Below are 15,249 nucleotides of genomic sequence, written 5' to 3' on the forward strand. Positions count from 1 at the left end.
CGGTCCGGGCACCGCCCGCGTGCCGACGCCCTAGCGGTCGATCGCCGCAGCGCCGCCCTTGCAGCCGGCGTGGGCCACGCCGAGGACGGGACTGGCATTGCCGCACTTGTTCTTGACGAGGTTGATCGGCGCGTCCAGCAGCGACACGACCGGCCGTTCCACCGCGGCGACGGCCCCTCCGGCGCACCGGCCGTGGCCCGTGCCGAGGACGGGGTGGCTGACCCCGCACTTGTTCTTCACCTTGTTCACCGGAACGCTGATCAGTGACGCCAGGGGCGGCTCGTCGGCCTGCCCGTCCGCGGGCACGGCCAGTGCCAGGCTGGACGCCAGCACGCCGACCACGCCGATCCTCGGCAATATCCTGCGCATGAGTCTCCTTTGTCCTTTTCCCAGGTGCAGATGGGTGAGCGAATTGAGCTCATTGACTTCTGGGAGGATCGAGACACCGCTCATGCACGACCCTAGCCATTGATGATCTTGGCTTCGGGAAGCGACACCCTCCGGCGAGCGTCCCGTGGTCGAGCGCGAACGCCGTTGGCCAGGGCGCGCTTTGGCATAGTGGCGGTGTGAGCGAGCTGGTCACGGAGCGGTTGCTCCTGGTGCCGTGGGAGGAGCGGTTCAAGGACGAGCTGGCGCGGCTGACCTCGGATCCGCTCGTCCACCGTTATCTCGCGGACGGACGTCCATGGGACGCGGAGTTCGTCGAGCAGAGGCACCGCGTCTACCTGGAGCATTGGCGTGCGCACGGGTTCGGGTGGCGCGGCATTCTCGGTGACGGCGCCTTTCTCGGTGTCGCGGTGCTCGCGTACGCCGGGACGCGGTTTCCCGGGGTCGAGAGTTCGGCGTTCGAGATCGGCTGGTGGTTGTACCCGCGGTACTGGGGGCGGGGGTTCGCGGTGGAGGCCGCGACCGCGGTCCGCGACGACGCGTTCGAGCGGCTCGGCGCCGAGCGGGTGGTGGCGAGGTTCTGGCCGGAGAACGCCGCGTCCGAGCGCGTCGCGATCAGGTTGGGCATGCGCGTGGAGCGCGAGGCCGTCGGGGCGTCCGGGGAGCGGATCAGGATCTGCGTCCTCGACCGCGATGACTGGGAGCGGCACCGGTCCGCTTGACGGAGTCCTGAGCGTGCACGTGCCGGTCATCCGATCTTTCACCGGCAGTCGTCCTCCATCGCCGCCCGCAGGAGATCCTTCGCCAGCCGGAAATCGTCGTAGTAGTCCAGGCCCGACGGCAAACGGTCCAGATCGTGCACATGTGATCGTGTGCGGAGATGACCCGCCGTAACGGCCCTCGACGCGCCGGGAGGCGGGGCGGCGGTCAGGGCCCCGTCCAGCCCGCCGACGGAGGGCGAAATGGCCCAGCACGGGACTACTCAGCAGTGCGAGCGCGAGTGCGAGGGTAGCCGAGGACCGAAGGTGGTTCGGAATACCTGAGGTCAGGGATGTTCGGGTTCGGGGGTTCCCGGCATGGTTGTGGGCGTTCGTTCCGGACGGCGCGCGCGGCGTGCCGGGCCGGGCGGGCGGACTTTCGGGGGAGTCCGCCGCCGGGATCGGCGGCGGCCGGAGGCGGCCGGGTCGGGGGACCCGGGCGCCCGGCGTGGCGCGGCTCCCTCCCGCGGGCTAGGGGGCCACAGGTTGAGCGAGATCGCTTCCACCACGCCGTTCGTCGTGTTCGGGCCGATGGTCCGGAGGGTCGATCGGACGAGCGTGACCGTCGTCGTCGGGGTGCGGGAGCACTGCCAGGCCACGCTGCGGGTGTTCCCGCTCGGCCCGGCGCCCGGGTACGCGCGGGGCGCGCCGGAGGTGTCGGCGGCGGCGCCGACCGTGCGGCTGGGGGAGTCGCTGCACGTCGTGGCGGTGACCGTGCGCGGGACGTTCGGCGCCGGGGCGCTGTTCGGCTATGACCTCGACTTCGGCGGGCAGCGGACGTCGCTGCTTTCGGCGGGCGTCGTCCACGCCGATCCGAAGGAGGCGAAGGGGGCGCTGGCCTATCCGGGCGGTCCCGGGTGGCCGAGCTTCCCGACGCCGCCGGACGATCCGAACAAGCTGCGCGTCTTCCACGGGTCGTGCCGCCGGCCGCACGCGGAGGGCAAGGACCTGCTGCCCGCGCTCGACCACATCGTCCGGGTGAGTGTTGGGGATCCGCTGGCGCGCCCGCATCAGATGATCATGACCGGGGACCAGATCTACGCCGACAACGTGGCGGACCCGCTGCTGGTCATGATCCAGCAGGCCACCGCCGCGCTGGGGATGGCCGCGGAGACGCTTCCGGCGGAGGGCGGCCCGGCGGACACGGCGCTGCGTCCCGGTCTGCGGCGGGACGTGATGCAGAAGCAGGCGCACTTCACGTCCGGGCACTGCGACAGCCATCTGATGTCGTTCCGCGAGTACGTCGGCATGTACCTGATGGTGTGGTCGGACGTGCTGTGGACCGGGCCGGTCCCCAGGTTCGAGGACGTCTTCCCCGAGGACACCGCGATCCTCAAGGACCCGGCGCGGCGCAAGCCCGGCGAGGACGTGTACCGGCTGATCGTCCAGGGGCTGCCGTACCGGCCGTTCAAGCATCAGAAGGCGATCGCGGAGCGGTTCGAGCGCTGGCGCGAGGAGGCGCCGATGCTGGAGGAGTTCCGGGAGGGGTTGTCGCTGGTGCGGCGGGCGCTGGCGAACGTCCCGACGTACATGGTCTTCGACGACCACGACGTCTCCGACGACTGGAACATCGGCACCGAGTGGATCACCAAGGCCGTCATCGCGGACGGGCTCGGGCGGCGGGTCGTGCGCAACGCCCTCGCCGCGTACGCGGTGTTCCAGCACTGGGGCAACACGCCGGACCGGTTCGCGGACGGCACGCCGGGCCGCGCGGTGCTCGGGGCGCTGGAGCGCTGGCTCGCGGCGCCCGGCGCGGCCGACGACGCGGCGCTGCGCACCGGGCTCGGGCTGCCGCTGGAGCTGAAGGACGGCGTCCAGGTGAAGCCGCCCGCGGCGGACATGCTGGCCTACCACTACACGATCACCTGGCCGCGCTACCAGCTCGTCGTCCTCGACACCCGGACGTGGCGCCGCTACGTCGGCAACCGGGGCGTGCTGCTGCTGGACGACGGCCCGATCGACGCGATGGTGGGCGCCGAGCCGCCGCTCGGGGACGACGCGGTGACGATCGTCGCGCAGCCGACCGCGTTCCTCGGCGTCCCGGCCGTCGAGCAGATCGTCCAGCCCCTCGCCAAGGCGTGGGGCGGCCGGTACGCGGCGGACGCGGAGGACGCCTGGTTCCACGACGACGCGTCGCTGCACAAGATGGTCGGGCGGCTGTGCGCGGCGGCGCCGAAGGACGCGGACGGGGTGCGGCGGCGCCGGCTCGTCCTGCTCGGCGGGGACGTCCACTACGGGTTCGCGGAGCGGTCGCGGTACTCGGCGGTGCTGCCGTACGCGTGCGGGCCCGACCGGACGAAGCCGTACGAGGGCGAGAACCGGACGGAGGCGGTGCTCGCCACGTTCGTCGCCAGCGCGCTCCGCAACGAGGACGACCTGACGAAGCTGCTGCACAAGACGGGCTACGGGATCGGCGACGTCGTCCCGCACCTGCACTATGTCGGCTGGTCCGGGGAGGACCGCGGCGGGGCGCGGCGCCAGGTGGGCGTCGAGGTGCCGCTGACGGGCGGCGATCCGGTCGGCTGGTCGGTGCAGGGCAAGCCGTCCGTCGGCGAGCTGAGCGAGGGGCGGATGCTCACCGTCCAGCCCGAGTGGCGGCTGGCGACGCGGTTCGTCCGGCATGACGAGGCCGATCCGAAGCGGAGCGCCACCGGGGCCGTGCCGGTGGGCGACCCGACGGGGAAGTCGGGGCCCGAGGCGCTCGCCGAGTACCTGGCGGCGTCCCGCGACTTCGACGGCTACACCGGCGACTGGGGCAGCGGCAAGGAGATCGTCGGGTACTGCAACCTCGGGGAGCTGTCGTTCTCCTGGGGGCAGGGCGAGGACAAGAAGGCCACGCAGACGCTGTGGTGGCATCTCGGCGACCGGCCGGAACCGGGCCCGTTGACGACGTACGAGGTGAACCTCGACCTCGGCCCGTCCCTCACCGAGGACATCCCGTACGGGTTCGTGCTGCGGGAGTTCGACCACGACGCGAACGCGTCCGGGCCCGCCGTGTACGACGGGTTGCGGCGCCCGGCCGTCCTGACCGCGGGCAAGGTCGTGGAGAAGCTCCAGAAGGACCTGCTCGAACTCGGCTTCCTCGCCCCGTCGGGGTTCTACGGGACGTACGACACCGAGACCGTCCGGGCGGTGCGGGAGTTCCAGACGTACGCGCGGCGCTCCCGCGCGGCGCGCGAGGACGGCAACGCCGCCCGGTACTCCGACCGCCTGCACCCGGTGGACGTCCCGGACGCCGACCGGTACGTCGGCCCGGTCAGCGGCGTCGCCGACCTGCCGACGCAGCTCACGATCGCGAAGTGGAAGCGGAACCGCTGGCGGTGCCCGGTGGTGGTCGAGGGCTGGCGGATGTCCGGGACGACGCTCGCCGAGCTGGTCGACCCGAACGTGTGGGGCGCCGGGCAGGTGTCCGCGTCCACGCGGCTGTTCGCCCGCGACATCGCCGGTCCGGCCGTGGGCCCGGCGCCGCCAGGCCACCCCGAGCTGACGCCGCTCGGTTCCGTCGTCACCGACCCCTCGTATCCGGACGGGCCCGGGCCGGTGCTGCCGGGCCGCTCGGAGCTGCTGCCCGAGCACCTGCTGCCGCGGCTCCCGGACACCTCGTCCGGGCCGACGCTGGCGCAGCTCGTCGCCCGCCGCGCGGACGAGCACGTCGCGAAGCAGCTCTCGACGTTCAAGGTGCTCCGCGCGGTCGCCGAGGCGACGGCCGGGGCCTGGTTCGACGCCGTCACCGCCAACGACGCCGCGCTGCTGCGCCTCGGGCCGTTCGGCTGGGCCGCCGACGGGCCGTTCCCGCCGGTCACGACCGTCCGGCAGAACCGCGAGTGGTCCGGCGAGCTGTGGGCCTACATCGCGTTCCTGCGCGCCACCGACCGGGACGCGTTCGACGTGCTGACCGGCGGCGCCGGGCTCGTCCCGCTGCCGGGCTGGGGCGCCGACGGCGGCGGCCTGCTCGACACCGGGCTGCGGATCCCCCGGTCGCGTCCCACGCTCACCGCCGAGAACGGCAAGCCGGGCGCGCCGCTCGCGCACGAGTTCTCGCTCGGGATCTTCCGCGACTGGCACTGGATGTACCGCTTCGCCGCCGCCACCCGGACGGACGGCGCCGTCCGCCGGAGCTTCTGGAAGCCGGCCCGGCAGCGGCTCCACGATCTGCTGGCCGCGCCGTGGGACGGTCCCGCCGCGCCCGCGACCGTCGGGGCCGTCCCCGGCGCGGACGGCAACCCGCGTCCCGCCCGGGTCGGGGACCTGTTCACCTCCGAGCGCGCGGCGGGGATGCTCGCCTGCCTGCACCTGCTCGAACCCGGGTTCGTGCTGTCCGCCGCCCAGCCCGGCGCGGCGGAACCGCCCGAGAGCCGCTTCGCCGGACGCGCCGCGACGCCCCTGCACGAGGTCCTCAACGCCGCGAAGGCGCTCGGCCCGGACTTCTCCGGCGCGCCGAACACCTGGACCGGCGACCACGAGACCGCGCTCATCACCGCGCTGGCCCGCGCCACCGCGACCCGCGCCGGGGTCGCCGCGCCGGTCGAGTCCGTCCGGAACTGGCCCGCGTGGCCGACCGGTACCCCCTACACGCTCCCGATCGACGCCCTGCCTCCCGCCGACCGCAATCTCTCCGGCGGCCGGAACTCCCTGCGCCTGGACACCGACGACCTCCCGAGGAGGCAACCGTGACCGACCCGACGCACACCGCAGGCCCCATGGACACAGACGCGGCGGACGTGGAGAGGAGCGTCCTCGCGCAGATCTTCGCCGAGTTCGCGCTGTTCGTGGAGCCGGCCCGGGCGGCGGCCGATCCGTGGCGGCGGAACCAGCTGCTGCGGGCGCTGGGATGGGACCTCGGGCCGCTGATCGGCTACGACTCGCAGGCGTTCCAGGAATGGGCGGACGGCATCGGCAAGGCCGTCACGGACATGGCCGAGCTCGCCGCCGAACTGCCGCGCGACTCGCTCAAGGCGTGGAAGGCGGCGTTCCAGAAGCTGGGCGAGGCCGCGGGGCCGCTGAAGGCGCTGCCTCCGGAGATCGGCGGCGAGGTGCCGGACGAGCTGTACACGGCCATGCTCGGCGACCTGCTGGACTACCTGCCGACCGCCTACCTCGCGCGGCGCGCCCGGTGGACGCTGCCGGCCGCCGTCCTGCTCGGTGTGGCGACGCTCGCGGGGGACCAGGAGAACCCCAGCGCGCCGATGCCGCCCGGCGACAACCCGGTCCGGCTGCCGCGGCGCCGCGCGGACTTCGACCTCGGCCGGCTCATCGACCTGCTGTCGGACCCCGGGGGGTACTTCCGCGCCCTGTACGTGCCGGAGGGGATGGACACGCCGGAGGCGGTCGACACCGCCGCGGCGCGCATCCTCCCGAAGGCGGCGGCGCTGCTGCGCGGGCTCGGCCTGGACGCCGCCTACGGCGTCAAGCCCGGGGTGGGGCCCGACCTCGGGGCGGACGGCGAGCGGCTCGCCGGGCACCTGCTGTCGGTGCGCGCACGCGTCCCGGACGGGGCGGGCGACGAGGTGGAGCTCGGCGCGAACTTCGGGCTCGGGCTCATCGAGGGGCGCCCGGCGCTGATCGTCGTCCCGCGGATCGCGGCGCACGTCGTCGGTCGGGCCGGGGGCTGGAACGTCAGCGCCGACATGGACCTGTCCGCCGAGGCGTTCGCGTTCGGGCCGGGCGGCGTCACGGTGGCGGGCGCGGACCCGGCGGTGAGGGTGGCGGCGGAGGTGGCGCGGATCTCCGCGCCGGACGAGCCCGCGTGGGTCGTGGGCGTGCCGGACGGCGTGCACCTCGCGGTCGGCGAGCTGGGGCTCGCGCTCCGCGCCGCGCTCGGCGCCGGACGCGACGACATCGAGATCGGCGTGCGGGCCGGACGGGCGGAGGTCGTCATCGCCGGGGGCGACGGCGACGGGTTCGTCAAGCAGGTCCTGCCGCACGAGAAGGTGACGGTGCCGTTCGAGCTGGGCGTGGCGTGGTCGCACCGGTCCGGGCTGCACCTGACCGGCGCCGCCGGGCTGATCGCGGAGTTCCCGGTGCACGCCACGGTGCTCGGCGTCAGCCCCGAGATGGTGCGGATCGGGGTCGAGGCGTCGCTGGCCGACGAGGCGGTCACCGCCTGGGCGACCACGACGCTGTCGGTGCGGGTGGGCAGCCTGACCGCGGTGATCGAGGACGTCGGCATCGCCGCCGACCTCACGTTCCCGGACGAGGGCGGCAACCTCGGCAAGGCGAACATCGCGCCGCGGTTCAAGCCGCCGTCCGGGCTGGGGCTGCACCTCGTGCTCGGCGTGGTGGACGGCGGCGGCTACCTGTCGATCGACGAGCCGCGCGGCATGTACTCCGGGGCGTTCCAGTTCGGGATGGCGAGCAGCGTCGCGCCCGGGTCGAGCGGGTTCCGGCTCCAGGCCGTCGCCGTCCTCAACACGAAGACGGCGGACGGGAAGCCCTTCACCGAGCGGGACGGCAGCGAGAGCTACTCGCTGCTGGTGTCCGGATCGTTCCAGTGGCGCCCGGGGCTGGTGCTGCCGGCCGGGATCACGCTGACCGGGCTCGGGGCGATCGTCGGCCTGAACCGGCGCGCGAACCTGGAGGAGCTGCGCAACGCGACCCGGTCCCGGAGCCTGGACGCGGTGCTGTTCCCGGCCGACCCGGTCGGCAACGCGCCCAACGTGATCGCGACGCTCGGGCGGATGTTCCCGCCCGACCCGACCGGCACGCTCGTCGGGATCATGGCGCGGCTGGAGTGGCTGGCCGGGACCGTCCGCGCCGACCTCGGCATCATCATCGAGTTCCCGGAGCCGATCCGGCTGGTCGTGCTCGGCCGGCTGGTGATCAACTTTCAGGAGGCCGGGAGGTTCCAGCTCGACGTGGTCGGGACGCTCGACCCGGGCGCGGGCGAGGTCTCGCTCGACGGCAGCCTCGTCGACTCCAAGCTGTTCGGCCGCCCGGCCAGCGGCGACATGGCGCTGCGGCTGCGCTGGAAGGGCGAGAAGAACTTCGCCGTCTCCATCGGCGGCTTCCACCCCGCGTTCCAGAAGCCGGCCGGGTTCCCCGACCTGAAGCGCTTCTCCATCAACCTCAACAAGAGCGGCGACCTGCTCCGCCTTGAGGCGTACCTCGCCGTGACGAGCAACAGCGTCCAGTTCGGCGGCGCGGTCTACCTGCACTTCGCGCTCTCGAAACTGGTCGTGGACGGCCGCGCCTGGCTCGACGCGCTGATCCAGTTCAAGCCGTTCTGGCTGACCGCGGAGCTCGGCGTGACCCTGTCGGTGAAGTGGGGCGACACGACCTTCCTCGCCATCACGGCGCTCATCGGCATCAGCGGCCCGGGACCCTGGCGGCTGCACGGCGAGCTGACGATCCACCTCCTGTTCCTGGACGTCAGCAAGCGCATCGACAAGGTGCTCGGCGACCCGACCGAGGAGAACCGGCCGACGTTCGTCAACGCCGCCGACCTGCTGCTCGACGCCCTCAAGCAGCCGGGGACCTGGGACGTCACCACTCCGGACGGCGGCGGGGAGATGGCCGCCCTGAGCACTCCGGAGCTGCCCGCCGGGCAGGTCCTCATGCACCCGGGCGCGGTCCTCGGCGTCCGGCAGAACCTCCTGCCGCTCGGCGTGGACCTGGACCGCCTCGGCACCAGCCGCGTCGAGGGCCCCCGCCGCTTCGACATCACCTCGTTCACGATCGGCGGGGAGGCCGGGACCCTCGGCGACACGATCGACGACTACTACGCGCCGGGCCAGTTCTTCGACCTGACGCAGGCGGAGATGGTCGAGCGCCCGCAGTCCGAGCGCCGCCCGGCGGGACGGCGGCTCGTCGCGCCCGCCGGGACGGACCTGCCCGGCGCCGCGCTGACCGTCTTCACGACCGCGGGCGACGACGCGTCCTACGACCGGATCATCATCGACGACCCCGACACCGCGGCCCGTCCCATGGAGGACGCCCACCGCGCCGCCCGCGACGCGTCCGCCCGCAACGGCGACGGCGGCGGCGACGGCGGGCTGCTCGCCCTGTTCGCCGGGAACGGACCCGCCGCGAACGCGCGGACCCGCACCACCGGCCCCGCCCGCTTCGCCGCGCGACCCCTCGCCGCCCGTATCGACCATTCGACCGACCACTCGGAGGTGTCCTGACATGGCCGCCGGACTGCGTTTCCTGCCCTGGGTCCGGGACGGCCTGGCCCGCGCCGTCACCGGCGCCGACCCGCTGAGCGGCGCCCTGCCGAGGCTGCGCGGCGAGATCCCGCTGCACGTCGGCTTCACCGCCGACGACGGGCGGGTGGTCCCGGCGGACGCGACCGCGGCGATCCACGGGCCCGGCGACGTCACCGGCCTGGACGACCGCCAGGTCATCCGGAGCTTCCCGGCGCCCGGCACCGACGGCGCCGAGGACACCCTGTTCGCCGCGGTCGAGTTCGACCGCCCTGACCTGCCGTGGGCGTTCACCCCGGCCGAGGCCGACGCGCAGGGCCGGCTCCGCCCCTGGCTCGTGCTCGTCGCCGTCCCGGCGGAGGACGGCGAGATCAACGAGCCCGCCGGGGCGCTGCCGACGCTGACCTGCGCGGTCCGCGAGCTGCCGCCGCTGTCCGAGTCGTGGGCGTGGGCGCACGCGCAGGTCCTGCTCACCGAGGAGGGCGGCGACGTCGCGGACGTCCTGCGCGACCATCCCGAACGCACGCTGTCGCGGCTGGTCTGCCCGCGCAGGCTCCAGGCCGGGACCCGCTACCACGCGGCGGTCGTCCCCGCCTTCGAGGCCGGACGGGTCGCGGGCACCGGCGGGCGGCCCGCCCAGACCGGGGCGCTGGTCCCCGCGTGGGGGCCGGGCTCCCCGAAGCCCACCCAGCAGGACGTCGTCGTGCTGCCCGCCTACCACCACTGGTCGTTCACCACGGGACCGGAGGGCGACTTCGAGTCCCTGGTCCGGAGGTTGCGCGCGCGCCCGCTGCCCCCGGAGGTCGGCAAGCGTCCGGTGGACATCTCCGCGCCGGGCGGCGGGCTGCCCCCCACCGAGCCCGCGGGCCGGGAGGGCACGTCCGTGCTCGGCTTCGAGGGCGCGCTGTCGTCGCCGGTGATGGAGCCGACCGTCTGGGACGAGGGCGTCCGCGCGTCCTGGCGGGAGGTGATCGAGGAGCTGCTCCAGGACACCGACGAGTGGCTCACCCCACCGCTGTACGGGGCCGTCCACACGGCGGAGGTGGATCTCCCCGCGAACGAGCCGAAGTGGCTGCGGGAGCTGAACCTCGACCCGCGTTACCGGGCCGCGGCCGCGCTCGGGACCGAGATCGTCCAGCGGCACCAGGAGGACCTGGCGGCGGCCGCGTGGGAGGCGGCGGCCGCCGTCCGCGACATGAGCGAGGTGCTGCTGAAGGGGCAGGCGGCGCGCGACGTGTCCGCCGCCCTCCACGCCAAGCGGCTCGACCCGGAGCAGCCCGGCGGGGCGCTCACCGACGCTCAGCTGCTCGCCGTCACCGGTCCCGTCCTCGGCGAGATCGAGGCGCCGGACGCGAGCGCCGCCCGGACGGGCGCGGGCATCGGCCCGAAGGGGCCGGACGGCCTGAAGGGCGACGGTCCGGTGGGCGGCGACGTGGAGGGCGGGCCGAGCGTCGGCGACGAGCTGGCCGGAAACGCCGGGCTGCGGGCGGCCACGTCCGTGCCGATGCGGCGGCTGCTGCGCCCGCGCGGCCCGCTGGCGTCGCGCGCGGGCACCGTGCCCGCCCCGGTGGAGCGGCTCGCGACGGGCGAGACCGCCGTCCCGCCGGCGGACGTCCCGGCCGGAGGCACGCCGTTCACGAAGGTCGCGGGCCGGTTGCTGGGCTCGGTGGACGAGGCGTCCATCCGCGCCGCGATGGCCGACCCCTGGTGGAACACCACCCGAGCCGGCGTGGCCGCCGCGACCGCCCCCGCGGAGGACTCGGCCCCGGTCGTCGTCTCGGCCGCCGTCTCGGCCTCGGGCCCCGCCGTCGTGCCGGACGACAGGCCGCGGACGCTCGCGTCCGAGGGCGGGGACATGGTGCAGGGCCGGTTCTTCGTCGCGACGGACGACGGCCACCTGTTCGAGCGGCGCCTCGTCGAGGGCGGCTGGCTGTGGCTCGACCACGGGATGCCGCCGAGCGGGCAGCCCGTGCGGTCGGCCGGTGCCGCCATCCGGACCGGCGGAGCACCGCAGGTGCTGGTCCGCACCGCCGACGGGAGGCTGTGGGAGCGGTACTGGGACGCGCCGAGCGCCGGTTTCCTCTGGGCCGACCGCGGTGCCCCTCCGGGCGGGGCCCGGACCGACCCGCACGCGGGCGGCACCAGCGTCTACGTCCTGGGAGGCGACAACGGCCTGCACGCCCTCGACTGGGACTACCAGGCCCGCACCTGGACGTGGCGGGCCCTCGGCCGCCCCTCCTTCCCCAGCCCGAAGGAGGTGCTGATCGGCCCGATCTCGTCCCGCAACCGCGACTTCGTCTACGTCACGACCAACCTGGGCGGGCTGCACGCGTGCGTCCGGCAGGTGTCCACCACCCCGGAATGGATCAACCTGAACGTCGGCGAGAACCCCACGCCGCTGGTGAACGGCAACCTCGCGGCCCCCTGGCCGGACTACGAGCACCTCACCGGGATGGCCTACGCGTCCCGGGACGGGAACTTCATCCTCACTCGCGGCGACCTCCGGCCGGCCTCCAACTACTGGGAGCCGTACAACGGGACGTCCGTGGTGTCGGTGGCGCGGCAGGCCGGGGTGGACTTCTACGGCCGCCCCACCATCAGCATGCTCGTCGTCCCCGACGCGAACCCGAACGACGTCGTGATGTGCCGTCTGGAGCACGCCGGCGGCGACACGTGGAACTGGAGCAACGCGCGGCTGCGCCCGCCGGGCGGCCTCTCGCTCCGGCAGCCGGGTCCCGTCCTGCCGCGGGAGGGCCGGGACAGCGAGCTGTTCGCGGTCACCGCCGACGGGCGGCTCGCGTCCGTCGACCACAACAACCTGTGGACCGACCACGGCTTCCCCCGCGACGTGCGCGGCGCCGGGGGGCCGGCCGACGTCCCGGTGCCCGACAAGCGGTGGGCGTCCCGGGTCGGGCTGTTCTCGTCCCTGATCGTCGCCGACTTCGCCAAGGAGGGCGGCGCCGGGCGCGTCCGGCACCGGGTCGCGCACGGCTTCGACGCCGACGGGCGGATCGGCGGGTTCTCCGGCGCCCGCACCGGGCCGAACCTCGGCGGCATCGACGTGGAGGTGATGGCCGTGACGGCGGGCCGGATCACCCCGTCCGGTCCGCAGGTCATGGTGGTCCTCGGCGACGAGCTCGGACACGTCACCTACCAGCTCGGCCTCGACCTCGACACCGAGGGCGTGCCCGCCCGGTGGAGCGCGCCGCGCAGGCTGCACGACCCGCTCGGCGCGCCCGCGCAGGGCGCCGACATCGCGCTCGCCGACATCGACGGCGACGGCCGCGCCGAGCTGGTCTTCGTCTACACCGCGAACGGCCGGATCTGCTACCGGATCGGCTGGCGGCTGTCCGACGACGGGGTCGTGACCGGCGGCTGGAGCGACACGGTGACGCTGCCTTACACGTTCGCCTCGTTCGGCGACGTGGCCGTGGACGTCGCGGACGTCACCCAGGACCTGCGGCCCGACCTCGTCGTGTTCCTCAGCGGCACCGACACCGCGGGCAAGCCGTTCGCCGGGTACGGGATCGGCCGGACGCTCAACCGGCGCGGCGTCGTCCTCGGCGGCTGGAGCGGCCTCGTGCCCGTCCCGCAGGACCGGGAGGCGGGCTGGGGGCACGGCGCCGGGATCGTCGTCGCCGACTTCAGCGGGACGCGCCGCCCCGACCTGCTCGTCTACCGGGTCGGCAGCGCCGGGGGCGGCAACGACGCCGCCTACCGCATCGGGTTCGACCTCGGCGCGGACGGCACCGCCACCGGCTGGACGGAGGCGCGGACCGTCGAGCGGCTGCCCGGCGCGTCCGTCCGCGGCGGCGGCGTCGCGCTGGCCGACCTGCGGCCGAGCCTGGTCGCCGACCGCGCCGCGATGGGCGACGACTTCATGAAGGCGGCGCTGAAGCACCAGCAGTACCTGGCGCCGGCGCAGGCGCTCGCCCGGAACGAGCGCGGCGCGGAGGTCCCGGTGGACGCGACGGCGGCGGCCGTCAGGGAGCAGCTCCGGCCGGAGGCGACGGTGCCCCGGAAGGTCCTCGACGGGCTGCGGCTCGGCGACGGGCCGCTCGCCGCGGCGATCCCCGACACCGGGGACCCGCTGCGGCGGCTGCTCGCGGGCGTCCGGTTCAACGTGCCCGCGTACGAGCTGCTGCGCGGGCTGTCGCAGGAGAACGTCGTGCCCGGGCTGCCGGAGGTGGCGCCCGAGACGCTGACCGCGCTCGCCGCGAACCCGCGGTTCATCGAGGCGTTCCTCGTGGGGCTGAACCACGAGATGAGCCGGGAGATGCTGTGGCGCGGCTTCCCCGCCGACCCCCGCAACACCTGGTTCCCGCAGTTCTGGGACGTGCGGAACGCCGCCTCCGCCGGGGCGCCGCTGACCGACATCCCGCCGTTCACCGATCCCGTGTGGCGGAACGGGCCGCTCGGCAGCCACCTCACCGCCGTCGGCGCGCCCGGCGAGCGGTCGCTGATCCTCGTGATCCGCGGCGAGGCGATGCGCCGCTACCCGTCCACGGTCGTCACCATGCGCGCCGCGACGTGGAAGGACGGCCGCCGCGACTGCACCGGACCCGACGTCCTGCCCACCTTCCACGCCTGGCTGAACCCCGACCTGCTGCTGTTCGGCTTCCCGCTGACGGCGGACGAGGCCCGGGGCGACGCCGACCCGGGGAAGAACCGGCCGGGGCACTTCTTCGTCCTGCGCGAGCAGCCCACGGCGACCCGGTTCGGCGTGGACGACCCGCCCGAGGACTGGGTGCCCGGAACTCCCTGGGCGGGCGCCCACTGGGACGACCTGCACTGGGGCCACCTCCCGGCGGACGCCCTGTTCCTGTCGCCCTACGCGCCCGGCTTCGGCGGCGAGCCGCTCGACGGCGCCGTCTTCGGCCGCAACGCCGCCGACATGGCCCGCGTCGCCCTGCAACGCCCCGCGCTCGTCGCCCGGCACGCGAGCGACCTGCTGCCTCCCGACCCGTCCCCGGACGGTCTCGCCGAGCCGACCGCCCTCGCCGGGGCCGCGTCCGGCGCACTCATCGTCCCCGCGGCCACTGGACCGATCGGAGCCCGCTCATGAGTCCCGCACTGTCCGGCCAGGTGCCCGCCACGGGCTGGTCGCTGTCCGCCCGGTACCCGGTGGCGCTGCTGCCCGTCCGCCTGGAGACGAGGTTCGACGGCCCCCGGCTGCTCGTCCGGGTCTACCCGGACCAGATCCACGTCGACTCGCACGAGGCGAAGCTGACTCCCACCGAGCGGGACGCCGGCCACCGCTACTGGACGCGCCAGAACGAGCCCGAAGCCGCGTGGGAGGAGCTCGTCCTGTATCACGGCGCGCCTCGCGCGGCCTGGATCGCGCGGGTCATGCAGCCCGACGACACCGGCACGTTCCCCGGCCCGCTCGAACGCACGGACACCTGGGAGGAGGCGCCCCACGCCCGCGCGATGCCCACCCGCTGGCGGCTCGCCGCCCGCACGGCCAGCGGACGGGTGATCACGGCCGACTTCCCCAAGGAGGTCCGGCCGGACCTCGCGGTCGGCCCGTCGCCGCGCGCGCCGCAGGGCCTCGCCGCGCTCACCGACGAGGACGCCCCGGTCGACGAGGGCATGCGGTGGCTCGTCGACTTCCCCGCCGCGGTGGACGCCGGGATGGCGGTCGCCGTGGACGGCGTCACCGAGGAGATCACGCTGCTCGTCGTCTACGGCGTGGACGAGAAGGCCGCGCCGGAGACGGCCGCCGCGAAACTGGCGGAGCTGCTGGAGGCGCAGGCCGCGACGGTCGGGCTCGGGTTCGTCCCGCCCGGCACGCCGACCAACAACACCGAGACCGTGTCCAGCGGGTACGCGCCCAGGTCCCGCGAGACGGCGGCGAGCGCCCGCGTCACCGGCGCGCCCGCGACGGCCGTCGGCCCGGACAGCGCGGCGGCGCTGCTCGCGGAGGCCCTGGCCCTCCCGCTCGCCTCCCGGACCGGCGACCT

At 74.6% G+C, this 15,249-nt stretch carries 6 protein-coding genes; 5 read left to right on the plus strand and 1 reads right to left on the minus strand.

Translation table 11 applies throughout. The features are described 5' to 3' along the window. Nucleotides 1–30 precede the first annotated feature (30 nt). Nucleotides 31–369 carry a hypothetical protein gene (locus E1300_RS23005; RefSeq protein ID WP_131759117.1) on the minus strand — a complete coding sequence of 113 codons (339 nt, stop codon included), beginning with the start codon at nucleotides 367–369 and terminating at the stop codon, nucleotides 31–33. A 197-nt stretch (nucleotides 370–566) separates the two neighbouring features. Here E1300_RS23005 and E1300_RS23010 point away from each other — a divergent pair, with 197 nt between their 5' ends. The 5 genes from E1300_RS23010 to E1300_RS23030 all read left to right on the plus strand — a co-directional run. Beyond that, on the plus strand, nucleotides 567–1,109 hold the full coding sequence (locus E1300_RS23010; protein ID WP_165502947.1) for a GNAT family N-acetyltransferase: 543 nt from the start codon (nucleotides 567–569) through the stop codon (nucleotides 1,107–1,109). Between the two features lie 522 nt (nucleotides 1,110–1,631). After that, entirely contained in the window at nucleotides 1,632–5,819 is a 4,188-nt protein-coding gene (locus E1300_RS23015) for a peptidoglycan-binding protein (RefSeq protein WP_131759119.1), read from the plus strand. Beyond that, nucleotides 5,816–9,268, plus strand: a complete 3,453-nt coding sequence (locus tag E1300_RS51675; protein WP_207399909.1) for a DUF6603 domain-containing protein — start codon at nucleotides 5,816–5,818, stop codon at nucleotides 9,266–9,268. Before E1300_RS23015 ends, E1300_RS51675 begins: the two co-directional genes overlap by 4 nt. 1 nt (nucleotide 9,269) lies before the next feature. Continuing rightward, a complete protein-coding gene (locus E1300_RS23025; protein ID WP_131759120.1) occupies nucleotides 9,270–14,351 on the plus strand; it encodes a VCBS repeat-containing protein in 5,082 nt (1,693 codons plus the stop codon). After that, a partial coding sequence (locus E1300_RS23030; protein ID WP_207399910.1) for a hypothetical protein occupies nucleotides 14,348–15,249 on the plus strand: 902 nt, incomplete at its 3' end. The genes E1300_RS23025 and E1300_RS23030, both read left to right, overlap by 4 nt.

Origin of the sequence: Actinomadura fibrosa (assembly GCF_900659615.1) — a bacterium.
Classification (GTDB): Bacteria; Actinomycetota; Actinomycetes; order Streptosporangiales; family Streptosporangiaceae; genus Spirillospora; species Spirillospora fibrosa.

Coding starts and splice junctions, on each gene's coding strand:
- E1300_RS23005 (WP_131759117.1), bottom strand. CDS start 369: ATGCGCAGGATATTGCCGAGGATCGGCGTGGTCGGCGTGCTGGCGTCC.
- E1300_RS23025 (WP_131759120.1), top strand. CDS start 9,270: ATGGCCGCCGGACTGCGTTTCCTGCCCTGGGTCCGGGACGGCCTGGCC.